Raw genomic sequence first — 22352 nt, 5'->3', positions numbered from 1 at the left:
TGAACCCTGAGAAGGAATTTCAAGACTGTAAGTCTTAGTCAAAGCACTACACCAATTCGTAATTGTCGCAGCCCGGATTTCGGGACTGGAAGGTATTAGGGATAGAGTTTCAGGCCGACGCCGACGAGATTGACGTCATATGAAGGATCGCCGAATACGCCGACTCCGCTCGAATCGCGATTAATGTGACGCGCGAAGGTCTCGAAGTGAACGCGTTTGTTCATCTTGTAGGCCGCGGTCAGGGACAGCTCGTTCACGTCGTCGGTCCGGTCGATTTCCTGGTAGTCATAGCTGACAATATTGGTGGCTGCCGACAGGATGATATTGCGACGAAGCTCGTGATCGATCCGTGCACCGAAAGACGTCTGAAGCGCGCTTGGCGAATCGAACACACCGATATCGACGACCCGGCGCCCGGCTGTGAAGCCCACCGTCGTCAGACGTGTCGGGAACCATTCCATCCGACCATCGACCGACAGGCCGTCGACGTCCTTGAAGAAATCGTCTTCTTTGTCCTCGCTGAAATAGCCGATGGCGATGTCACCCCGCACCAGCGAGGTGAGTTCGAAATCCACACCGCCTGAGACGGTATATCCGCTCGAGTCGCGCGAGCGGACGCTACCGGTCAACACTTGATTCTGGTCATATGACAGTTCGCGGACCGTACCTTGCGTAAACACTGCCAGGTTCGGCGACACAGCATAGGACAGTCGTGAGCGCACATAGGTCACGCTATTGTCACGATAGTCCTGGTCAATCGGCGTGCCGCTGCCTGTCTGGCGACCGTCCTCGAAGTCTTCCTCGGAAACTTCGACCAGATTGTTCCAACGAAACCGGTCGCTATGGTAATCGGCATCGAAGGCTGCGCCTACGCGTGTGTGCTCGACCGGACGGTCCAGGCCAACCGAGTTGGCGAGATCTGTACGCGGCTCGGCCAAGTCCTCAGCGAACACGGCAGCGCCTAGCGACACATTCCGGTTCACGTCAAGACGTCCAAGCAAACGTGCGCGCAAATCGTTCGTCGATTCATCACCGATATCGAGATATTCGTTCCGGTAAGCAGAAACCTGAAGACCGACTTCGTGCACATTCCAGTTTGTGCGCGCAGCCACTTCTACGCCGATCCGAGCGATCGTATCGGAAATCTTGTTGCTGTTCGTGGCCTGGACGTTGTCGATATAGGTCGCCGAAGCGCTGGCGTGAGAATTTACCAGGAACGCGCCGAGACGAATTGGCTCGGGGTCAAAATTGTCCTGGTGGCGATCGCGCACAGACTCGTACTTGTCACGACTGTAATAGTTTTCGCCCTGCGCCACGGCGTTGGTGGCCATCAGCCCTCCTGCAGCCACGCTCAGAAGGCAAACACGCTTGAAATTCGACATTTATGCAATCCCCTTGGGTAATTCTGTTTGTGTGCCGGTCCTGATCAAGTTGGTGCGCTTTGCAAACTTGGGACCATCTCTACGGGTATTCTGTAGTTGCCATGCACAATCGGGTTCCCGGAACGAAACAACGGGTAGAACAATCGTACATGGTGTGAATCTCTGCGCACTCTATGCGCTATTCGAATGAAAATGTGCTGAACTGGGTAGAACAAATTGCGCGCAATGCCCTGTGCGGCGGCCGACGCAACCATGTTCAGGAGCAGTATTGCATGCCTTTGGCCGACGGCAGGGGCATTCAGAGCAAAAAGTATATCTCGCAACTTGTGTCTCAAAGACATCCCCACCCACGTTCTATGCGTTGCGTACGGTCCAAACGTTCCGATAAAGGCTCCGCCTTAACGACTGGCACGTTCTTGCGCCAATGCGTCGAGGTGAGAGAACTGACCCCCATTCATTGTTACTTGTTTTCGAAGCCAATACACTTCCAAAGCCCAATAAATCTACACCTTTGATGGTTAACTGTCACCCTGAGACTATCCCAAAAACCGGACATTAACGACGTGGGTTCCCGGTGTTGCCCGCACTCCACACCCCGACTTCGAAACGTATGCAACCCGGTTTCGTTTCAGCACTGGTAGCCAACCCGCGAATGCGCCACATTGGCATGCGGTTGGCCTCCACTCCGCCCAAAGTCCTGTTTTGAGCGCTCATCCATGAAATCACCCGGTCACTGCCCGATACGAAACCGCACCGATGAAAAGCGGCGCGCGAAATGACTGAAGTCGATACGATCGTGATTGGCGCCGGAGCGGTCGGGCTCGCGTGCGCCGCAGAACTCGCTCGCCGGGGTCACGAAACCTACGTGCTAGACGCCGCACGCGTCATCGGGACCGGCACTTCCTCTCGCAACAGCGAAGTGATCCATGCGGGCCTTTACTATCCGACCAACAGCCTGCGGCACCTGATGTGCACGACCGGACGCCGAAAACTATATGACTATCTCAGCGCCCACCAAGTTCCGCACAAGCGCACCGGAAAATTGATCGTCGCAACCGGTGAAGGCGAGGTCGCCAGACTCGAAACGCTTCTTGCTCAGGGTCGTCACAACGCTGTCGAAGGCCTGCGCATGCTCAGCGCCGCCGAAGCAACGGCTCTTGAGCCCAACCTACGCTGTGCGGCAGCCCTGCTGTCGGAAGAAACCGGCCTGATCGACAGCCATAGCTACATGACCAGTCTTCGACATGAACTCGAGGATCATGGTGGTGCAGTCCTGCTAGACGCGCCGGTCCTTGGCACACGCATCCTTCCCGACGGCCGTTTCAGGGTAAAGGTGGGCGGACGCGAGCCGTACGCCATCACCGCCCGTCATCTCGTCAACAGCGCTGGCCTCTATGCACATCGTCTGGCCACGGGCATGGAACAATACGACACCGACCTCCTGCCCGCATTCACGCTCGCCAAGGGCAATTATTTCAACTGCCAAGCGCCGCCGGCCTTTTCACGACTGATTTATCCGGTCCCCGTCATTGGCGGATTGGGTGTCCATGTGACCCTCGACCTTGCCGGACAGATGCGCTTCGGCCCCGATGTCGAATGGCTCGGGCATAACGACCCGGACAAGATCGACTACCGTGTGGACGCGGCGCGGTCTGACGCCTTCTACGAAGCTGTCCGAACGTACTGGCCGGCCCTGCCGGACGGTGCAATCGTCCCGGCCTATTCGGGGTGCCGCCCGAAACTCTCCGGTCCAGGCGAACCGGCCGCCGACTTCCGAATCGACGGCCCCACCCTGCACGGCCATGCTGGCCTCGTGCATCTCTTCGGAATCGAATCGCCCGGCCTCACCAGTTCGCTGGCGATCGCGGACTACGTCGCCAACCAGATCGATGCTTGACACAAGACCACCTTGCATGCCGACGTCTTGCCCGAAATGGAAGCCCGCAGGCGAAGCCACCTACAATTGCTTGAAAAAGCTGATCAAATCCCGGTTGGATAGTCGTTCCGGTGTCTCAGCAAGCCCGCGAATCGAGAGGCGCTTTCGCGCGTCAGCATCAGACATGAGTTCGACCAGCCGGTCGGCATAGGCCTCTGGTCCCTCGGCAATGACGACAAGATCGTCGAGCACGTCCAGGAACCCTTCCAGTGCCACCGGATAGACGACGCACGGCATTCCCAGCATCAGGTATTCAGCCACCTTGATGCTGACGCCGCTGGCGATCCGCGTCGGGGCAAGGCCAATCGCCGGACTTCCCGAAATACTCTCAAGGCGCTTTACCCGACCAAGCAATTCGACGCCCCGGGTCGTCGCCTGCTCCGGCGTGAGGTCGGCGCAGATGGACCCGGCGACTTTCAGCACGGCATCCGGGCGCTGCTTCAGCACCAGCGGCCAGATGTCGTCCACAAGATGCTTCAAGGCATCGATATTGCCGGCATGCCGCGTGCCGAGAAATACGGCGTGGGCCGGCACATCCGTCTCCTGTACCGCATGAACCGGAGGTTCCGGTCGCAGCCAGATTGACTGCGCCTCTGGCAGAAGCGGGCTCAGGACGTGCAGTTCGTTGTTCGAGGCGTAAAAATTCACGGTCGATGCCCGGCACCGCTGCGCCTCTTCGGCCCGGGTCACCTCAGTGAAATCCGGCGCCAGTCCGTTCGCACGGAACTGTTCAGCCCGCACCGAGAACAAATCGTGCAACAGAACAGACCGATGCGGAATATTCATCAAGTGATCCAGCAGCGGTGCAAGCGATGAGTATTCAGCCACTGCGATATCGGGGGCACCACGGATCACCAAGGCACACACTTCCTTTGCTTCCCGGCCGTTCAGAGGATCGCCGAGATAGGAGTGGATCTTGATGTCGGCACCCAGTTTCCCGACCAGCGCCTTGGCGGCACGAATGGCAAATCGCGCCCAGATTTGCGGAGACAACGACCAGTACCGCTCGCCAATCCGAAGGCTGGCAGGCACGATCAGTTCGTCTGAAAGCTCCAGGAATTCAGGATGAACTGACATCCAAGGGCGGTTCCCAAATGACCGCATGGGCGCAAACACGATGCGGACTCGCGTTCCGCCAGCCTTCACGGTACGCAGGAAAATGGCGAGATAGGCTGAATTACCCGTCGTCATCACGTCTAGCTGGCGCTGAACGATCATATCCATCCGGGGGAGGCGGGTCTCTGACATCAGTAGCTCCTCGCTACGCCCAATAAGGGATTTTCCTGCGCGTGTCCTGCAAGCCAGACGCCAGAATCGATAGCGGCGGCTGGTTTCCCAGCCGCCGCTATAATGTCTCTCAGCCTGGGCCTGTCCTATTCAGCGGCAACCGGCAGGTCGTAAGCCGACAAGTCGGTGTAGCGCTTCAGGTGATGGTCGACATTGCCGAATTCGGCGTCGATCATGGTCAGGCGCTTGAAATAGTGGCCGACGGCCAGTTCGTCCGTCATACCCATGCCGCCATGGATCTGGATCGCCTGCTGGCCGACAAAACGTCCGCCCTGGCCGATCCGCACCTTGGCCGCCGAAGCTGCCTTCTTGCGGGTCACTTCATCCTCGTCCACTTTCAGCGTCGCCATATAGGTCATCGAGACCGATTGCTCGTGCTCCATGAACATGTCAACCATGCGGTGCTGCAGCACCTGGAACTTGCCGATGGCCGTACCGAACTGCTTCCGATTACGCGAATATTCGACGGTCATCTCATGGGCGACTTTCATCGCACCACAGGCTTCGGCGCACACGGCGGCGATTGCCTCATCCGTCACCAGCTCAACCAGAGGCAGGCCATTGTCGACTTCGCCGACCACAGCATCTGGGCTAACCGATACGTTCTCGAAATACACTTCCGAAGCGCGGCGACCGTCGACGGTCGGGTAGTCACGCGTCGATACGCCCTTGGCATTCTTGGCCACGACGAACACTGTCACGCCCTTAGCGTCGCGGCGTCCGCCCGAAGTGCGAGCCGTCACGACAAAATGTGTTGCCCAAGGCGCGCCGATCACGACAGCCTTGTGGCCGTTTATCGAGAAGCCCGCGCCGTCTTTCTTGGCGGTGGTCTCGAGGTCGGCAAGATTGTAGCGACCGCGTGGTTCGGCGTAGGCGAAGGCGAAGATCTGCTCGCCCGACATGATGCCAGCCAAGTGTTCGGCCTTCTGCGCGTCGCTACCGCGCTTCAGGAACCCACCACCGCAGACGACGCTTGGCAGGTAGGGCTCGACAACGAGACCTTTGCCGAATTCTTCCATCACGACCATCGCATCGATCGGACCGCCGCCGAGGCCACCGTCTTCTTCACTGAATGGCGCCATGAGCAGGCCCAGTTCGGCGAACTTTGCCCACATGGCCGGGCGCCAGCCCTCTTTCGACGCCACGACCTTGCGGCGCGTGTCGAAATCGTACTGCTCGCGGATCAGCCTCGAGAGGCTGTCGCGGATCATGCCCTGTTCTTCGGTAAAATTGAAATCCATGAAATATCTCCCTGTCCCTGTGCCTTAAAGGCCGAGGATCATTTTGCTGATAATGTTACGCTGGATCTCATTCGATCCCCCATAGATCGACGTCTTGCGCATATTGAAATACGTTTCTGCCGTGAAATTCGAGTGGTCCGGGCCCACGCCGCGTTCGTTGGACCCATCGGTCTCCATGCCGGCTGTGTAAGGGGCGCCATAGTTGCCGACGGCCTCAAGCGTGAGTTCCGTCAGGCGCTGCTGGATCTCGGTGCCTTTGATCTTGAGAATGGAGCTCTCAGGTCCGGGACCCTTGCCCGCAGATTCCGCAGCCAATGTGCGGAGCTCGGTGAATTCCAGCGTCGTGAGGTCAATTTCCAACTGGCTGATCTTGCGCGCAAAATCGCCCGACTGGATCAGTGGCTTGCCGTCAACCAGTTCCTCGCTTGCAATGGCACGGAGCTTCTCCACGCCGCGCTTTGACCGGGCAACGCCCGCAATGCCCGAACGTTCGTGAGCAAGCAGGAACTTGGCACAGGTCCAACCTTCGTTTTCCTTGCCGACGAGATTGCCAACCGGCACCCGCACATCTGTCAGCCACGTCTCGTTCACTTCATGGCCGCCATCGATCAACTTGATCGGACGAACTTCGACGCCCGGCGTCTTCATGTTGACGAGGATGAAGCTGATGCCTTCTTGCGGCTTCTTGGCCGTCGGGTCTGTGCGGCAAAGAAAGAAGCCCCAGTCGGCAAATTGCGCGAGCGTCGTCCAGGTCTTCTGACCATTGATCACCCACTCGTCGCCGTCACGAACAGCCGTCGTCTTGACGCTTGCAAGGTCCGATCCTGCGCCGGGCTCGGAATAGCCCTGGCACCACCACACGTCGCCCGAAATGATTCCGGGGAGGTATTCCTTTTTCTGCTCCTCGGTGCCGAATGTGTAGATAACCGGAGCGACCATCGCGGCGCCGAACGGCAGCGGCATGATCGCGTCCACGCGTGCATTTTCCTCTGACCAGATATAGCGCTGGGTCGATGTCCAGCCCGTGCCACCATACTTCTCGGGCCATGCGGGAACAGACCAGCCTTTTTTTCCCAAAATCTTGTGCCAAGCGAGGAATTCATCTCGCGTCAGGTCTTCGCGCGTTCCGATGCCAGCGAGTTCCTTTGGGTAATTTTCAATGATGAAGGTACGAACTTCATCGCGAAAGGCGACTTCCTGTGGGGAAAAATCAAGATTCATGAGCGTGGAACTCCTCCGGGCAGATTATTTTAGGGCTGACTTGGACTCTCTATGTCAGTCAAACAGGTCTCGTGGCAAGGTTACGCGCACGTAAACGTAAACTTTGCCGCAGGTTCTCCATGCGTTTCCGCAGGGTTCACATGCGAAATCAGGACGTCGTCGGTTATGCGATGAAGGGCGCACAGGCTGTTTTCAACACACCGATCGCCGTTGCTGAACCGAGACCGCCCCCCGTCTGGAACTCAAGCTGCATCAGCGGTTTCAATCCGAGTCGCTCGAGTGCCGCCTCATGAGCGAGGCGTTGTGTGGAGTGGGATGCAATGCAGTGGCTGATCGCTGCGGGATCAATGGCATGAACGATGCCTGCCGCGATTGTCGTCGCAAACCCGTCAAGCACCACCGGTACGCCTTCGTGCCGCGCCGCAATGATCGCGCCGACACAGGCCGCGAGTTCGCGACCACCGAGGCACCGCAGTGCTTCGAGCGGATCAGACAAATGGCCGCGATGCAGCGTAAGCGCCCGGCTGACCAACTCGACCCGCCGTTTGGAGAGGGCCGGCGGCGTCAAATTACTCGGTCGAACCCAATAATCCGGTGATCCGCCATAAAGTGCACACGCCACGGCAGCGGCGGCCGTACCCACCCCAGCCCCTGACACAGCGAGCGCCAGCAGATCAGGCTGGTCTTCAATCGCCTCGAAGCCGAAAGCGATCGTCGCGGCACATTCGCGTTCGCTCATGGCGGCAGTTATGGCGATGCTGGGTGTTGGATTGTCCAACGCGAGTTCAAACACGCGCATGTTGGCACCGACCTGAGTGGCAATCGCCGACAAGGGCGCCCGCCCCTCCCTCAGGGCGTCAACATGCGCGCGGGTATCTGTGTTCGTGGACAGTGAAACGCCTTCATCGACCAGGCCGTGCGATCCAGCAAAGATCGCCAGGATGGGCTTTTCGATCCGCGGAGGATACCGGTGCTGCCAGTTCGCTAGCCATTCCGCTGCTTCGCCAAGGCGGCCAAAATCGCCTTCACGCCCCATCGTGAGCAAAGCCGCTCTGACCCGCTCCCCAGGTGCCGTGTCGAGTGGAATCGGCTTGTGAACAAGCGCTCGAACATCGTCGAGAGGAGCAGTGTTGTTGGCAGGCTCAGTCACGTCAGTCAGTCTCCCGGTCCCACGCAATTGGGGACAGTGCGGTTTTATCAGAGAAATCGGTCGGCGCACGACAAGGATTTGTTACCTTGCAGCGTGCCACACTTGCCGATCCCGCTCCATGGATTACGCTGTATATTGATGACTGACCAACCGATAAAGACCCCTTGCATAAAAGTCTGCGCAATAGACGCCACTACAGGTTGGTGTCTCGGGTGCGGGCGGACCTTACCCGAAATCGGACGCTGGATGGCCATGGGAGGCGATGCACGTGAAGAGGTGACCGAAAGCTTGCCGCAGCGAATTTCGGAACTCAAGGCCATGGGGAAGCGATAATTTTGAGCGGATCGCTGGAAAAAGCTGTCTCGATGGTCTCTGGTGCCGCAATGATTGCGATGGCGGTCTTTGTCTTTGTCGTGCCGAAACTTCAAGACCGCACGGAAGCCGACGACGCGCCGACCGTTGCCTCGGTCGTCGTCACGACTCCGCAAGCTAGCTTCGACAATGCAGCCATCATCGACCGGGAACCCGACGGCCATTACTGGACCCGCGCTGATGTCGACGGGACTGCCGTGAGATTCATGGTCGATACAGGCGCCAGCACCGTGGCGATCACATTCAGGGATGCGCAACGGATCGGACTCAAACCTGAAGACCTCGATTTCAAATGGGAGATCCGCACTGCCGGCGGCGTCGTGCATGGCGCGGCCGTCACGCTGGAAAAGATCCGGATCGGCCAGGTCGAAGTCGAAAATGTCGAGGGCATGGTCCTGCGCGAAGGTTTGGAACAATCCCTGCTCGGCATGACATTCCTTGGCGAACTCTATTCATATGAGTTCCGCAAGAGCCAGCTGGTCATACGCCAGTAACGGTCGTGCCGTCCTGACCCCTGCCGATACCGATCTCCCAAGCAAACCGCGATTCGTCACCGGCCCAGCGCGCATACGCCACGCGACCTTCAAGGCCGGCTGCGTTCATCAGGTCTCGGTACCAGGTTTCTTCACCTGCATTCAGGCGTTGCGGATGCACGCCCCACAATAGGCACGCCTGCCGCAGGCGCTGGTCATCAAGTGAACCATACAGGATCGGCGCCGCGCCCCGCACACGAGAGAACCGCGCCAACCGGTCAAACGCGCCGGTTCGTAATGCCAACGCCGTCGCCCCTTCAGACGCCGCCATGGCCTGCGCTGTTTCGGCGACGACATCGATCGCGTTCGTGCTGGCGCTGTCGCCATCGAATTCTGCGATCGATCGGCGATAGTCTTCGGAATTCTCTGTAGCACGAATGATCCGGGACATGATGGCCACTGCTGTGGCGGGGTGGCGCCCGACGGCTGTTTCGGCAGACAGCATGACCGCGTCAGCCCCCTGGTAAATCGCCGTCGCAACATCACTCGCTTCCGCCCGGGTCGGTGCCGAATTCTCGATCATGGATTCCAGCATTTGCGTCGCGACGATCACGGGCCGTCCCGCCGCGCGGGCCGCACGCACAATCCGCCGCTGGATGACCGGCACATCCTCCGGTGCAAACTCCACCCCGAGGTCGCCGCGCGCCACCATCACGGCATCGGCCGCTTCCACAATCGCCAACAGATTCGTGATCGCAGCCGGCTTTTCCAGTTTCGCCACCAGCGGCGCCCGGCCTGCTATGATCGCCTTGGCTTCGAGCACGTCTTCGACCGTCTGAACGAAGGACAACGCGACGATATCGACACCGATCTCAAGCGCGAATGCGAGGTCCTTGCGGTCCTTGTCTGTCAGCGCTTGAACAGGCAGGGCCTTGCCACGCACGGTAAAGCCCTTCTTGTCACCCAGCTTGCCCGGCACGTCTGATCGCACCCGCGGCTTTTCCCCTGCCTGCGTAACGGTCAGAATCAGCTTTCCGTCATCAACCAGGATCGTGTCTCCGACCTCGAGCATGGCAACAATTTCCGCATGCGGAACCGGGATCACGTCATCCCGGTCAGTTTCGTCCGCCGCGATAAGGTCATACTCCGCCCGGAAGCTTAGCCGCATCGTACCGCCCGGAAACCGGCCGACTCGCACCTTGGGTCCCTGCAGGTCCGCCAACGTAGCCAGGGGACGGCCCAACGCCGCTTCGGCCGCACGTACGGCTTCGAGCGCCTCTCGGTGCGCCTCATGCTCGCCATGACTGAAGTTCAGCCGGAAGACATCCACCCCAGCTTCGGCCAGCGCGCGGATTTCCTTGCGCGAGCGGCTGCCGGGGCCCAGCGTCGCAACAATCTTGGCATTCTCGCCGCGAAGTCTTTTCTGGCTCATCCTGATTCTCCAATGACGCTGGGTGCGTAACTCGTCATATGCGACTCGCGGCGAGGTCGCCAGTGCTTGCGTTAGCGCAAACATCGACGCCTTTGCGCAGAATTTGGCGAAGGCGAACCTAAAATCCAGTCGCGGCGTGCGTAACAGTCACCAGTTCAGGCAAACACAATTCCGCTGAAAGCCAGTTGCGGGTATGACGGCCGTTGGTCGACGCCTGAAACCAAGCTTGAGACTCTGCGATCCCCTGCCCTATCTCGACAATCAGGTGACACCGTCCGCTTTAACAGCAAACGGATCATAATTGAGGATCGGGGACAGCCACCGCTCCGCTGTGCGCATGTCCCAGCCTTTCCGGTCCGCATAATCTTCGACCTGGTCCCGCTCGATCCGCCCGACGGCGAAATATACGGATTCGGGATGAGCGAAATACATGCCGGAGACGCTGGACGCAGGCGTCATGGCGCAGCTTGATGTCAGCGATACACCGATCCTGCCCTCTCCATCCAGCAGACGGAACAGGGTTTCTTTTTCGGTGTGCTCCGGTTGGCTCGGATATCCCGGAGCGGGACGAATGCCACGGTATTTCTCACCGATCAGGTCGGTGGCATGGAGCGCCTCATCCGGCGCGTAAGCCCACAATTCGCGGCGCACACGTTCGTGCATGTACTCGGCCGTAGCTTCCGCAAACCTGTCGGCCAAGGCTTTCACCATGATCGAGGAATAGTCATCACCTTTGGCAGCGAATTCGACGGAGATGGCCTCAACTTCCGGTCCGGACGTCACGCAGAATCCACCAATCCAGTCTTCACCTTCGGGCGCAATGAAGTCGGAAAGGGCGAAATTGGCTCGCTCATTATCCTTGACCATCTGCTGGCGCAGCGTGTGAAACGTGTCCCCGGTTTCCAGCACGATATCATCGACCCGGCTATTGGCACGCCAGAATCCCACGACCGCTTTCGGCTTGAACCAGGCTTCGCCGACGAGGCGCTGCATCATGACTTCCGTATCACGCCAAAGGCCGCTCGCGGCTCCGCCGACAATTTTGTCTGTCAGGATGGCAGGGTATTTCCCGGCGAGGTCCCAGGCCGCAAAATACGGCGTCCAGTCGATATACCTGACCAGCGTCGCAAGATCGATATCGTCGAACGTGCGCACGCCGGAATAGGTCGGTGCCGGGCGCTCATATCCGTCCCAGTCGAGCTTGAGAGCCGCTGCGCGGGCTTCGGCAATCGGCAGGCGCGGTTTGGGCGGGCCGTCCTTGCGGGATTCCCGCATCCGCTGGTAGCGGGCCCGGGTTTGCGCCACGAGCGCCGGCTTGTCTTCGGCATTCAGCAATGAACTCACGATGCCGACCGCGCGGCTCGCATCGGAAACATGGATCACAGGTGCGCACTTGATCACCGGGTCGACTTTCACCGCAGTGTGGGCCGGGCTAGTCGTCGCGCCGCCGATCATCAGCGGCTGCGTCATGCCGCGCCGTTGCATTTCGGACGCCACGTAGACCATCTCGTCCAGGCTCGGCGTGATCAGACCCGACAGGCCGATGATGTCCACATTCAACTCGATGGCTGTGTCGAGGATTTTCTCGGCGGCAACCATCACGCCGAGGTCGATGATCTCGTAGCCATTGCAAGCCAGGACAACGCCGACAATATTCTTTCCGATATCATGTACGTCGCCTTTAACGGTAGCCATCAGCACTTTGCCGTTTGACACATCGACCGTACCCAGCCGGATTTTCTCCTCCTCGAGATAGGGCTCGAGATAGGCCACGGCGGCTTTCATGACACGGGCAGACTTCACGACCTGCGGCAGGAACATCTTGCCCGAACCGAACAGGTCGCCGACGACATTCATGCCGTCCATCAGCGGGCCCTCGATCACATGAAGCGGCCGTTCGACAGCCTGGCGCGCCTCTTCGGTGTCCACTTCAATGAATTCGGTGATCCCGTGAACGAGGCTGTGCTCGATCCGTTTGGCGACCGCGGCTTCACGCCAGCGCGTATCCTTTTCCTGGACCTTGCCCTTCTGGCCCCGGTACGTCTCGGCGATTTCGACAAGACGCTCGGTCCCGTCCGGCCGGCGGTTCAGAATAACATCCTCGACCCGCGCTCGCAGTTCGGGTTCGATATCGTCGTAGATATCGAGCTGGCCCGCATTGACGATGCCCATGTCCATGCCTGCCGGAATGGCATAGTAGAGGAAGACCGAGTGCATCGCCCGGCGGACCGGCTCAATGCCCCGGAAGCTGAACGAGACGTTCGAGAGACCGCCCGAGATGTGGCACCCCGGGCACGTCGCCTTGATCACTTTCGCGGCTTCAATGAAGTCCACGGCGTAATTATCATGCTGGTCAATTCCGGTCGCGATGGCGAAGACGTTCGGGTCGAAAATAATATCCTCGGGCGGAAAGCCCACCTCTTCCGTCAATATCTTGAAGGCGCGCTGGCATATCTCGATCTTGCGGGCCGCAGTATCAGCCTGGCCCGCCTCGTCGAACGCCATGACAACCACCGCAGCGCCATAAGCCAGGCAGGCACGTGCATTCTTGCGAAAGGCATCCTCACCCTCCTTCATGGAGATCGAGTTCACGATGGCCTTGCCCTGTACGCACTTCAGACCAGCTTCGATGACCTCCCATTTGGAACTGTCGATCATCACGGGCACGCGGGCGATATCCGGTTCTGCCGCAATAAGATTGAGGAAGGTGCGCATCGCTTCGACACCTTCCAGCATGCCTTCGTCCATGTTGACGTCGATGATCTGGGCGCCATTCTCAACCTGATTGCGGGCAACCTCGACGGCCGCCGGATAGTCGCCAGCCGTAATCATCTTGCGGAACACGGCCGAGCCGGTGACGTTGGTGCGCTCGCCAATGTTGACGAAGTTGGAAGAAGCCTTGGTCATGATACCTGTCTAGCTTTTGGGCCGAACGACGCCGGGGAGGCCATCGATACTTTCGGCATTTTTCTGAAAGTGGGTTTCGGTCCATTCGTCGACGGACTTGTTGTCAATATACCGCGTCAGCTGGTCACGCTCGCCCTTGAATTCGTAGAACGGCACGCCCCAGCCGCAGCTGTCGGAAATACGATCGATCTTGATGACAATAACCGCCCGCGCCCGGTCAAAACCGGGGAACTGAGCGAGCATTTCCGGAAAGCGCGGATTGCCGACATCAATGGCTTCGCCCTGCCCATGCAGGCGCAGGATATTGGCGGGACCTTCAAAGGCACAGAACATGATCGTAATACGCCCGTTTTCCTGCACGTGCGCCTGGGTCTCGATGCCGGAACCGCCGAGGTCGATATAGGCGACTGTCATGTCGTCGATCACCTTGAACGCGTCGTAGCCCTTGGGAGACAAATTGATGTGTCCGTCTGCGTCCAATGGCGCGGTGGCCACGAAGAAGAGTTTCTGCACTTCAATGAAACGGATCAGCTTGTCGTCGAGCTTGTCATAGGTCTTACCCATTCTTGCGTGCCCTCCCTGCATCCAACGGCCAGTTGCCATCAGCGATTTCTACGAAGCTCTCTGCGGGCTGGTTGTACCAGTATATCCATGCCTGTTCGCCGGTCGGCGCAGTATGGTCATCCAGTAGCGGTATCTTCTTTCTCACATAGAGCGAGGCTGCCGGGTCATCGGTGACATCCTCGAATGCATCCATCGCTCCTATGAGTGATGCGTCCGCCAACCGGTACCGCAGGCCATGGCACAGCGTGTCGCCAGCGACCACGCCCGGAAAGCCATCAAGGTCCAGGAGACGACCGCGAAACCGGCAAGGTCCCAGGAACGTGCCCGAGCTCTCCAGCGGCAGGTCAGCCGGCATGCCCACCGCGCCCTGCTTCAACAGCCCGTAGAATACGAACAGGTCGCCTGATTGAACCGGCTCGCCTGTCATGATGCCAGCACGAAGGGTTCCAGCCCGGAAAGCCGCATATCGTGCGAGGTCGGCGCGGGATCGCGCGGCTTCACGCCATCCACCGCCTTTGCGATGGCCGCTATATGCTCTGGTGTCGTTCCGCAGCAACCGCCCAGAATGTTGACGATACCGTCTCTCGCCCAGGCACTGACGGAGTTGGACGTCTCTGCTGGCGTCTCGTCATACTGGCCCATCTCGTTCGGCAGACCGGCATTCGGATAGGCTGCGACCAAGGTGTCCGCAATCCGCGACAGCGAGGCAATGTGTGGCCGCATCAGGTCAGCACCCAGGGCGCAGTTGAAGCCAATAGCGAACGGCTTGGCGTGACGCACGGAATTCCAGAAGGCTTCGACCGTCTGGCCCGACAGTGTGCGGCCCGACCGATCCGTGATCGTACCTGAGATCCAGATCGGCAGCTTGTCCATGCCTTCAGCTTCCAGGTCCATGATCGCCTTGATCGCGGCCTTGCAGTTCAGCGTGTCGGTAATGGTCTCGATCAGGTAGAGATCTACGCCGCCTTCATTGAGGGCCTGAACCTGCATGCGGTAGGCGTCATAGACTGCATCAAACGTCACCGCACGGTGGCCGGGGTCGTTCACGTTCGATGACATGGAGAGCATCTTGTTGAGCGGCCCGATCGAACCGGCGGCGAAGCGCGGCTTGTCCGGCGTTTTGGCCGTCCACGCATCGGCGCCAGCCCGCGCCAGTTTCGCGCCCTCCAGATTAATGTCGCGCACAGCGTCAGCGTCGAGCTTGTAATCGTCCTGCGCAATCGTCGTTGCCGAGAATGTATTGGTCTCGGAAATGTCAGCGCCGGCCTCGAAGTAAGCATTGTGCAGGTCGGTCACGATATCCGGCCGCGTCAGGCAGAGGATGTCATTATTGCCCTTCATCTGTCCTTCATGACCAATGAAGCGTTCGCCGAGGAAATCGGCTTCGTCAAGACCACGTCGCTGGATCATCACACCCCACGATCCATCAAGGATCAGGATGCGTTCCTTTGCGGCGGCCTTCAGGGCAGCGATGCGTTCAGTGCGGTTCATGTCATTGCCTCATGCAGCCTGGGCAGGCCTCGGTTTCATGCCGAGAAGGCGGCATGTCGACAATGCCAGACCGGCCCGGTTCAGTGTGTAGAAATGGAATTTGTCGACAGCCTCGTCGGCCAGCTTGTGGCAAAGCTCGGCTGCCACGTTCGCGGTAACGAGATCGCGGGTTTCTTCGTCGTCGTCGAGGCCCTCGTAGAGTCTATGCAGCCAGTCCGGCAGTGTCGCGCCGCACAGGGTTGAAATGCGCTTCAGGCCCTTGAAGTTGGGCTGTAGCATGATCCCCGGAATGATCGGCATGGTGACGCCGCCCGCCCGCGCCCGTTCAAGAAAGCGGAGATAGGTGTCAGGCTCGAAGAAGAATTGCGAAATCGCGCGGTCTGCGCCGGCGTCCTGCTTGGCTTTGAGGAACGCAATATCTTGGTCCCAGCCGAGACTATCGGGGTGCGGCTCTGGATAGCAGGAGACGGAAATCTCAAATTGCTTGCCAAGTTCGGGACGGTGCTCGCGTAAGCCGGCAATCAGTTCGACCGAATCGCGAAACCCGCCCGGGTGTCGCTGGAACGCCGCGCCCATCCCTTCGGTCGCATCGCCGCGCAGAGCGACGATATGGCGAATACCCGCATCCCAGTAGTCGTCAGCCACGTCGAGCACTTCTTCCTTCGTCGCAGACACGCACGTCAGGTGCGCAGCAGGTAGTAGCAGCGTGCTACCGGCAATCCGCTTGACGGTGTCGTGCGTACGCTCGCGAGTAGACCCGCCTGCCCCGTAAGTTACCGATACAAAGTCGGGTGCCATCGGCTCAAGCCGCTGCACGGTCTGCCACAAGCGCTCGGCCATGGCATCGCTCTTCGGAGGGAAGAACTCGAACGAAACGGACGGCGCGGAATCGGATTGGCGATCAGCGATCGACAGGGTGCTCATGCGTTGGCTTCCTCAGGCAGAGCCAGCTTTTCGGCGACCCAGATATTAACGACAAGGCCCGGACTGGACGCATCGGGCGGGTCAAAAGAATGCGGCTCGGACAGTTTGAGCTTCGCGTCGGCGGCCCAGCTTGCCATATTGTCGTCTCGCATCCCGAGCCGGCGATGACCATGCTCTTCGCGCAAGAATTCCAGGTCGTGGGCTGCGAAGTCGACGACCAGCAAACGCCCACCCGGCTTCAGGACGCGGCTGGCTTCCGCAATCACCTTGCCCGGTGCGTCAATGAAGTGAAGCACCTGGTGGATGATGACGAGATCTGCCGAGCTGCTGTCAAACGGCACAGCAGTCACGTCGCCCTGACGGACGCGCGCGTCGGCAATACCCGCATGCTCCAGGTTGGCCCGGGCGACAGTCAGCATGTGATGGCTAAGGTCAACGCCTTCAGCCTCGCGCGCCAGGGGCGCGAACAGGACGAGCATGCGGCCCGTGCCGGTGCCAAAATCAATCACCCGGTCGAACGGGCCCGGACCCGCAAGCTCAAGCAGGGCATCCTCGATCGACTCGTTCGGATAGTGCAATGACCGGATCGTGTCCCATGTGCCCGCAATTCCGGAAAAGAACGATTCGGCTGATGCGGCCCGCACGGCCGACACTTCTGCGAGCTGCGCCGCATCCCTGTGCAGGGTCGGAGCTTCGATGAGGTCTTGCGTGAACAGTGAATCGAGGAAAATGCGAGCTTCCCCCCGACTGGCGCCGCGGTAGAAGACAAATGAACCTTCGGGCATCCGCTCGACCAGACCTGCCCCGGTCAGTGACTTCAGGTGGTGCGACAATCGCGGTTGCGATTGCGCCAGCACCTGAACGAGTTCACCGACAGACAAGTCGCGCTGGCGAAGCAAGGCGAGAATACGCAAGCGGGTCGGTTCGCCCGCAGCGCGGAGACGGTCTATTGTGCAGGCAATATCTGACTTCATGTCGTCATATAAACATTAGTTTATATGTTTTGCAAGATTGCACACACGACACAGTACACATGAATTTACCAATTAGACAGTTGATGAGCCCCTACTGAACCTCCATTTACCGCCTAGAACCAGATCCCGGGACCATTCTCATGCAAATTCGATCTTTCGGGGCCGCTCTGATACTCAGCCTCGGCGCCTGCGCGTCGACACCACCGCCTGAAGCAGGCGTTGTTGCGGACCCTTATGAAGGGTTCAACCGTCAGGTGTTCGCGTTCAACAATGGAGTCGACCGTTACACGCTGGCGCCGGCCGCGTCGGTTTACGAGACAGTGACCCCCGCATTCGCCCGCGACAGGGTCGGCGATTTCCTTGGAAATCTCAAATCCCCGGCAATTTTCGTCAACGACGTGCTGCAGGCCCAACCCGACCGCGCGGGTGATACGTTCTTTCGGTTCACAATCAACACCACGATCGGCCTGGTTGGTCTCTGGGACGCAGCGGAATATTTTGGAATCGACGGACATTCGGAAGATTTCGGCCAGACGCTGGCGGTCTGGGGAGTCGCAAGCGGCCCGTATCTCATGATGCCGCTCCTGGGGCCGACCAACCCGCGTGATCTATTCGGATCCGGGGTCAACAGGGCGTTCGATCCCCTCACCTGGACCGAATTTGCAGGTCAGCCGGATCTGGACGATCAGATCGCCATAGGCCGTGGGGTGCTGGGTGGCCTGAACGCACGGGTCGCGCTTGACGACCAGATCAGGACTCTGAACGAACAACCGGAACCTTATGTTGCGCTTCGCCGTATTTATTCATCTCAGCGTCAGGCTGCCATTCGTAATGGTCAGATGGTCGATGAATCGAAAGCCTATGACGATCTCCCTGATTTTGACGAATTTGAAAATTAACCAGACCCTGATGACACAAACAGGAGCAGTTTCTTGAACAGAATAACCATCACCGCCATGGCTATGGCAGGACTCGCACTGTGCGCCTTGCCGGCTGCTGCAGACGCCAAGACCGAAGCCTATGTTCAGGCGAATGCCAGCGAAGCCCTGGCGACGCTGAACGACCCGTCACTGACGGCTGACCAGCGCACCAGAGCATTCAGCACCTACATGGACAAGTTCACTGACCTGGACGCCGTGTCGAACTTCGTGATCGGCAAGTACAGCCGCCGGTTCACGCCGGCAGAGCTGGCCGAATACCGCAAGGCGTTCCGCACCTACGCACTGGCTGTGTATGAAGCCCAGCTGGACGCCTATCGCGGCAAGGCCGTCGTCGTGAAGGATTCCGTGGACCGCTCCGAAACGGATTCGATCGTGAATACGGTGATCGAGCGTCAGGACGGCAAGAACATGGACGTGCGCTGGCGCGTTCTGACCCGGGATGGCAAATACCAAGTCGTCGACGTTGCGCTCAATCTTGATGGCAACCTGATCTGGCTTGGCATCGAACAACGGGCCCAGTTCATCGCTCTTCTGGATCGTGCGAACGGATCTGCAGAAGCCCTGATTTCCAAGATCGAAAGCATGACGGCCGAGCTGAAAGCGTCAAAGCGAGCCTGACCCTGCCTAAAATTGAGTGTTTTCCGGGGCTTGCAGTCGCCTCTTGGAAGAATTTGGTTAAATTGTCATAGACTTCGTATATAAAGCGAAATCAAGGGGACGCAGCGGGCATAATCCGGCCGGGTCTTCGCCGCGCCCATTTCGGGCGTGCGGCGCGCGAATACATCCGGATTGGTTTCAAGGCCCAATGAGAGTTTCGGTCTACAAGGACAGATATCCAACCTCGTTTGTTGTGCCACGGCGCAGCGGGCACCAAATCGACAGCCGACTGTTTTTGCCCTTCGACAAAATTTACGGCAGGCTCGACGGCGTCGCTCTGCTCGCCCCCTTCCACAATGCCGATCTCGTCCATGCCTTCAACCGGGTACCGATCGGCGAGAAAAAGTACGTCATCTCGTTCGAGAGCCATCTGCCGCGACGGTTCGGATTCGAACGGGACAATCCTTACACCGACTGGATGATACGCGAAATTTCCGGGCGCCATTGCCGTCGGATCATCGCGCTGTCTCACTATGCCCGGAAACAGTTTATAGACCAGACAAAGGAACTCAGTTCGGCGGGGGACCTTCTGGACAAACTCATGGTGCGCCACCCGAACGTGCTGCTGGGCCTGAAGGAGGATGCACTCGCCGACGATCTCGAACACGGCCGCATGGATGATCTGGTGATCACCTTTGTGGGCGCCCATTTCGGACGCAAGGGCGGCTGCGTTGCCGCGCTCATGGCGCAAAAGGCGCACGCGCAAAACCTGCCCCTGCGCATCCAGATCGTCTCGTCGCTCAAGGTCGGGGCCGTCACCTGGACCGATCCAACGAGCGACGGGTTTTTCGACCCCTATATGGAGATGCTCAAACTTCCCAATGTGAGGCTGTTCAGCGGCTTGCCGAATGGCGACGTCCGCCAAATGCTGCGCCGGTCGCACTTCGGCTTCCTGCCGACCTTCTCCGATACATTCGGTTATTCCATTATCGAGGCCATGGCCGAGCACGTACCCTCAATTGCGACTCCCGTGCAGGCCATTCCGGAATTCGTCCAGGACGGTGTCAACGGACTGATGTTGCCCCTCAATGTGGATGAATTGGGTCATTGGGTCCAACCGCCAGGCGACCAGAGGCACGCTGAATCCTACGCGCGTTTCTATGACGACGAGATCGAGAAACTTGCAGACCATGCTCTGGACGCACTCCGTCCCTATTTCCACGCCGCCGAAAAAATGCTGCCGCTGCGCTGCAACGCAAGGCTGACGGCTGAAAAAATGTTCTCGCCGACCGTGTCGGGGGCCTTTTACGATCCGTTCTATGAACGCATCGCCAAAGAAAGCCTGTCGAGCCGGCCCGAACGAGGGGTGCTCGACGTGTCTTCGCCTACCATTGCTGAATTGGCCCACCGGCTGGCCTGACGCCCGGTTCGGAACTTCAGGCGTGCTCATGCCTTATATTGGCTGAGACTGACGCGGGTTGGGATTATTCGCATGACGAGACGATGGAACCTGCTCCGGCTTGCGTTTGTGCTGGCCCTGTGGGCGTTGCCCGGCCTTCCGGCAACGAGCCAGACCCCAGAGACGTCCACACCTTCAGCCCCCCAGCAACTTGCCCAGACCCGGGCAAATGCCCCCGACGACCAGGCGATCGAAAATCGGATTGCAGCGATTTTTTCGCAAATCGACTCCCTCGCCCATGTCGAGGTCGACGTACGCGAGGGCGTGGTGTCGCTGGACGGCAACCACCTGCGAATCCCCAACGCGATGGTCTTCAAAGCCGTGATCCTCAACTATAGCCGCAATCCCGAACGCCGGTTCGAATTCGATCTTGGCGTGGATGCCGAAGATGATCCGATCGCCGCGATGACGCTTGGTCTCGACACGCTGGGCAATCTACCCTTCGTCCTGAAATAGCCGGATGCGAGCGCCTTCATCCAGACGGTTGGAGATTCTAATATCGTGCTGCGTTTCCGAGGCTGGCTGAACCAGACCCAAACCGATTTCAGCAAGGCACGCGGGCTCGCCATAAGCGCCACCAAGGATGCGCTGGAAACGGGCGGGTTCACACTGCCCGAACCGATCTACCGCCTTCGCTTTGTCCCGCCAGTCGGTAGCGAAGCGGTCAGACGCATGCAGGACGCCGCGTCCGCGGACCGACGCAAGCCTGCGGCGGTCCCGGCGACCGCAGGCTCCGAAGCGCTGGATGTGACTCCGGACCACCATATCGAAAAGAAGGTGGACGAAGAACGCGCCGAAACCAGGGCGACCGATCTCCTCGATTCCGGGCGTCCCGTGGAATAGGCCCTAGCGCGCGAACTTCTTGAATTTCAGGCGCTTCGGCGTGACGGAATCGGCGCCGAGACGGCGTTTCTTGTCTTCGAGATAGGACGAGAAATCCCCTTCGAACCATTCTACGTGGCTGTCACCCTCGAACGCGAGGATGTGCGTGGCCATGCGGTCAAGGAACCAGCGATCGTGCGAGATGATCACGGCGCAGCCCGGGAAATTGTCGAGGCCTTCTTCCAGCGCCTGCAGCGTTTCGACGTCGAGGTCGTTGGTCGGTTCATCGAGCAACAGCAGGTTGTGGCTGCCCTTCAGCATCTTGGCGAGGTGGACGCGGTTGCGCTCACCGCCTGAGAGAAGGCCGACTTTCTTTTGCTGGTCAGTGCCCTTGAAGTTGAAGGCGCCGACATAGGCGCGCGACATCACTTCCACGCCGCCGAGGTCGATCACGTCTGTGCCGCCGGAGATTTCCTCCCAGACGTTCTTGGCGGGATCAAGCTTATCGCGGCTCTGGTCGACATAGCCGATCTTGACGGTCTCACCGACGCGCAGGGTGCCCGAGTCGGGCTCCTCATGCTTCAGGATCATCTTGAACAGGGTCGATTTACCGGCACCGTTCGGGCCGATCACGCCGACAATGCCGCCGGGCGGCAGCTTGAAGCTCAACTCTTCGATCAGCAGGTTGTCGCCGAAGGCCTTGCGCAGGTGTTCAGCCTCCAGGACGACGCCGCCGAGACGTGGGCCGGGGGGGATGCGGATCTGCGCGGTCATGACCTTCTCGCGCTCGGCCTGGGACGCCATGTCCTCATAGGCGCTGATACGGGCCTTGGATTTCGCCTGGCGGGCTTTCTGGCCGGAGCGGACCCATTCGAGTTCCTTGGCCAGCGTACGCTTGCGGCCGGTGTCCTCACGGGCTTCCTGCTCCATCCGTTTGGCCTTCTGCTCGACCCAGCCGGAATAATTGCCTTGGAAAGGTACGCCACGGCCGCGATCGAGTTCGAGGATCCAGTTGGTGATGTCATCGAGGAAGTAACGGTCGTGGGTCACGAGTATGACGCAACCGGGAAAGTTGATCAGGAAGTTCTGCAGCCACGCGACGGTTTCGGCATCAAGGTGGTTGGTCGGTTCATCCATCAGGATCATGTCGGGCTTCGACAGAAGCAGCTGGCAGATGGC

Annotated in this window: 21 protein-coding genes; 8 read left to right on the top strand and 13 right to left on the bottom strand. The window is 59.3% G+C overall.

Annotation, left to right across the window (positions count from 1 at the left end):
* Window positions 1-95: 95 nt before the first annotated feature.
* Window positions 96-1331, bottom strand: a complete 1236-nt coding sequence (locus ACESNB_RS00450) for an outer membrane beta-barrel protein (RefSeq protein ID WP_373002444.1) — start codon at window positions 1329-1331, stop codon at window positions 96-98.
* A gap of 826 nt (window positions 1332-2157) precedes the next feature.
* Here ACESNB_RS00450 and ACESNB_RS00445 point away from each other — a divergent pair.
* Window positions 2158-3279 (top strand): NAD(P)/FAD-dependent oxidoreductase, encoded by a 1122-nt coding sequence (locus tag ACESNB_RS00445; protein WP_373002442.1) that lies wholly within the window; start codon window positions 2158-2160, stop codon window positions 3277-3279.
* Window positions 3280-3339: 60 nt separating this feature from the next.
* On the opposite strand, the gene ACESNB_RS00440 is transcribed toward ACESNB_RS00445, so the two are convergent.
* The 4 genes from ACESNB_RS00440 to ACESNB_RS00425 form a co-directional block, all read right to left on the bottom strand.
* Complete coding sequence (locus ACESNB_RS00440; RefSeq protein WP_373002440.1) at window positions 3340-4566, bottom strand: glycosyltransferase family 4 protein; 1227 nt, start codon at window positions 4564-4566, stop codon at window positions 3340-3342.
* 125 nt (window positions 4567-4691) lie between these two features.
* Window positions 4692-5846 (bottom strand): acyl-CoA dehydrogenase family protein, encoded by a 1155-nt coding sequence (locus ACESNB_RS00435; RefSeq protein ID WP_373002438.1) that lies wholly within the window; start codon window positions 5844-5846, stop codon window positions 4692-4694.
* Window positions 5847-5870: 24 nt separating this feature from the next.
* The gene (locus ACESNB_RS00430) at window positions 5871-7067 is read right to left on the bottom strand and encodes an acyl-CoA dehydrogenase family protein (protein ID WP_373002436.1); all 1197 of its coding nucleotides are present in this window, start codon (window positions 7065-7067) and stop codon (window positions 5871-5873) included.
* A gap of 163 nt (window positions 7068-7230) precedes the next feature.
* Window positions 7231-8217, bottom strand: coding sequence for a nicotinate-nucleotide--dimethylbenzimidazole phosphoribosyltransferase (locus ACESNB_RS00425; protein ID WP_373002434.1), 987 nt, complete (start codon window positions 8215-8217; stop codon window positions 7231-7233).
* 138 nt (window positions 8218-8355) lie between these two features.
* Between ACESNB_RS00425 and ACESNB_RS00420 the strand changes: the two genes are divergently transcribed.
* Window positions 8356-8550 (top strand): DUF1289 domain-containing protein, encoded by a 195-nt coding sequence (locus tag ACESNB_RS00420; protein ID WP_373002432.1) that lies wholly within the window; start codon window positions 8356-8358, stop codon window positions 8548-8550.
* A 2-nt stretch (window positions 8551-8552) separates the two neighbouring features.
* Window positions 8553-9083: a TIGR02281 family clan AA aspartic protease gene (locus tag ACESNB_RS00415; protein ID WP_373002430.1), complete on the top strand. Its 531-nt coding sequence runs from the start codon at window positions 8553-8555 to the stop codon at window positions 9081-9083.
* Here the strand turns inward: ACESNB_RS00415 and pyk are convergent.
* From pyk to ACESNB_RS00380, 7 genes are all read right to left on the bottom strand, one after another.
* Window positions 9070-10494, bottom strand: a complete 1425-nt coding sequence (gene pyk / locus ACESNB_RS00410; protein WP_373002428.1) for a pyruvate kinase — start codon at window positions 10492-10494, stop codon at window positions 9070-9072. The genes ACESNB_RS00415 and pyk overlap by 14 nt on opposite strands.
* Before the next feature lie 261 nt (window positions 10495-10755).
* Window positions 10756-13401: a methionine synthase gene (gene metH, locus ACESNB_RS00405; protein ID WP_373002425.1), complete on the bottom strand. Its 2646-nt coding sequence runs from the start codon at window positions 13399-13401 to the stop codon at window positions 10756-10758.
* 9 nt (window positions 13402-13410) lie between these two features.
* On the bottom strand, window positions 13411-13965 hold the full coding sequence (locus tag ACESNB_RS00400) for a pyridoxamine 5'-phosphate oxidase family protein (RefSeq protein WP_373002422.1): 555 nt from the start codon (window positions 13963-13965) through the stop codon (window positions 13411-13413).
* Complete coding sequence (locus ACESNB_RS00395; protein ID WP_373002419.1) at window positions 13958-14392, bottom strand: gamma-glutamylcyclotransferase; 435 nt, start codon at window positions 14390-14392, stop codon at window positions 13958-13960. Before ACESNB_RS00395 ends, ACESNB_RS00400 begins: the two co-directional genes overlap by 8 nt.
* Complete coding sequence (locus ACESNB_RS00390) at window positions 14389-15456, bottom strand: homocysteine S-methyltransferase family protein (protein WP_373002415.1); 1068 nt, start codon at window positions 15454-15456, stop codon at window positions 14389-14391. Before ACESNB_RS00390 ends, ACESNB_RS00395 begins: the two co-directional genes overlap by 4 nt.
* Before the next feature lie 9 nt (window positions 15457-15465).
* The gene (metF, locus tag ACESNB_RS00385) at window positions 15466-16380 is read right to left on the bottom strand and encodes a methylenetetrahydrofolate reductase [NAD(P)H] (protein ID WP_373002412.1); all 915 of its coding nucleotides are present in this window, start codon (window positions 16378-16380) and stop codon (window positions 15466-15468) included.
* Complete coding sequence (locus ACESNB_RS00380; RefSeq protein ID WP_373002409.1) at window positions 16377-17354, bottom strand: ArsR/SmtB family transcription factor; 978 nt, start codon at window positions 17352-17354, stop codon at window positions 16377-16379. The genes metF and ACESNB_RS00380 overlap by 4 nt, the downstream gene beginning before the upstream one ends.
* 140 nt (window positions 17355-17494) lie before the next feature.
* Here ACESNB_RS00380 and ACESNB_RS00375 point away from each other — a divergent pair, with 140 nt between their 5' ends.
* The 5 genes from ACESNB_RS00375 to ACESNB_RS00355 all read left to right on the top strand — a co-directional run bounded on the left by ACESNB_RS00375 (window position 17495) and on the right by ACESNB_RS00355 (window position 21194).
* Window positions 17495-18253 (top strand): VacJ family lipoprotein, encoded by a 759-nt coding sequence (locus ACESNB_RS00375; protein ID WP_373002406.1) that lies wholly within the window; start codon window positions 17495-17497, stop codon window positions 18251-18253.
* 33 nt (window positions 18254-18286) lie between these two features.
* On the top strand, window positions 18287-18913 hold the full coding sequence (locus tag ACESNB_RS00370) for a phospholipid-binding protein MlaC (RefSeq protein ID WP_373002403.1): 627 nt from the start codon (window positions 18287-18289) through the stop codon (window positions 18911-18913).
* Between the two features lie 274 nt (window positions 18914-19187).
* A complete protein-coding gene (locus ACESNB_RS00365; protein ID WP_373002399.1) occupies window positions 19188-20312 on the top strand; it encodes a glycosyltransferase family 4 protein in 1125 nt (374 codons plus the stop codon).
* Window positions 20313-20384: 72 nt separating this feature from the next.
* Window positions 20385-20807 carry a hypothetical protein gene (locus ACESNB_RS00360; RefSeq protein ID WP_373002396.1) on the top strand — a complete coding sequence of 141 codons (423 nt, stop codon included), beginning with the start codon at window positions 20385-20387 and terminating at the stop codon, window positions 20805-20807.
* Window positions 20808-20852: 45 nt separating this feature from the next.
* Window positions 20853-21194, top strand: a complete 342-nt coding sequence (locus tag ACESNB_RS00355) for a hypothetical protein (RefSeq protein WP_373002392.1) — start codon at window positions 20853-20855, stop codon at window positions 21192-21194.
* Between the two features lie 3 nt (window positions 21195-21197).
* Here the strand turns inward: ACESNB_RS00355 and ettA are convergent.
* Window positions 21198-22352: energy-dependent translational throttle protein EttA (gene ettA / locus ACESNB_RS00350; RefSeq protein ID WP_373002389.1), on the bottom strand; the 1155-nt coding region annotated here is incomplete at its 5' end.

It is taken from the genome of Hyphomonas sp. (assembly GCF_041689225.1).
Classification (GTDB): domain Bacteria; phylum Pseudomonadota; class Alphaproteobacteria; order Caulobacterales; family Hyphomonadaceae; genus Hyphomonas.
The sequence above is the reverse complement of the archived record's forward strand: the minus strand, read 5'-3'. Positions and strand labels throughout refer to the sequence as shown.

What these genes read in the sequence shown, in the direction of transcription:
- ACESNB_RS00450 (WP_373002444.1), bottom strand. Translation starts at nt 1,331, where the DNA reads ATGGCCACCAACGCCGTGGCGCAGGGCGAAAACTATTACAGTCGTGAC.
- ACESNB_RS00445 (WP_373002442.1), top strand. Translation starts at nt 2,158, where the DNA reads ATGACTGAAGTCGATACGATCGTGATTGGCGCCGGAGCGGTCGGGCTC.
- ACESNB_RS00440 (WP_373002440.1), bottom strand. Translation starts at nt 4,566, where the DNA reads ATGTCAGAGACCCGCCTCCCCCGGATGGATATGATCGTTCAGCGCCAG.
- ACESNB_RS00435 (WP_373002438.1), bottom strand. Translation starts at nt 5,846, where the DNA reads ATGGATTTCAATTTTACCGAAGAACAGGGCATGATCCGCGACAGCCTC.
- ACESNB_RS00430 (WP_373002436.1), bottom strand. Translation starts at nt 7,067, where the DNA reads ATGAATCTTGATTTTTCCCCACAGGAAGTCGCCTTTCGCGATGAAGTT.
- ACESNB_RS00420 (WP_373002432.1), top strand. Translation starts at nt 8,356, where the DNA reads ATGACTGACCAACCGATAAAGACCCCTTGCATAAAAGTCTGCGCAATA.
- pyk (WP_373002428.1), bottom strand. Translation starts at nt 10,494, where the DNA reads ATGAGCCAGAAAAGACTTCGCGGCGAGAATGCCAAGATTGTTGCGACG.
- metH (WP_373002425.1), bottom strand. Translation starts at nt 13,401, where the DNA reads ATGACCAAGGCTTCTTCCAACTTCGTCAACATTGGCGAGCGCACCAAC.
- ACESNB_RS00400 (WP_373002422.1), bottom strand. Translation starts at nt 13,965, where the DNA reads ATGGGTAAGACCTATGACAAGCTCGACGACAAGCTGATCCGTTTCATT.
- ACESNB_RS00395 (WP_373002419.1), bottom strand. Translation starts at nt 14,392, where the DNA reads ATGACAGGCGAGCCGGTTCAATCAGGCGACCTGTTCGTATTCTACGGG.
- ACESNB_RS00390 (WP_373002415.1), bottom strand. Translation starts at nt 15,456, where the DNA reads ATGAACCGCACTGAACGCATCGCTGCCCTGAAGGCCGCCGCAAAGGAA.
- metF (WP_373002412.1), bottom strand. Translation starts at nt 16,380, where the DNA reads ATGAGCACCCTGTCGATCGCTGATCGCCAATCCGATTCCGCGCCGTCC.
- ACESNB_RS00380 (WP_373002409.1), bottom strand. Translation starts at nt 17,354, where the DNA reads ATGAAGTCAGATATTGCCTGCACAATAGACCGTCTCCGCGCTGCGGGC.
- ACESNB_RS00375 (WP_373002406.1), top strand. Translation starts at nt 17,495, where the DNA reads ATGCAAATTCGATCTTTCGGGGCCGCTCTGATACTCAGCCTCGGCGCC.
- ACESNB_RS00360 (WP_373002396.1), top strand. Translation starts at nt 20,385, where the DNA reads ATGACGAGACGATGGAACCTGCTCCGGCTTGCGTTTGTGCTGGCCCTG.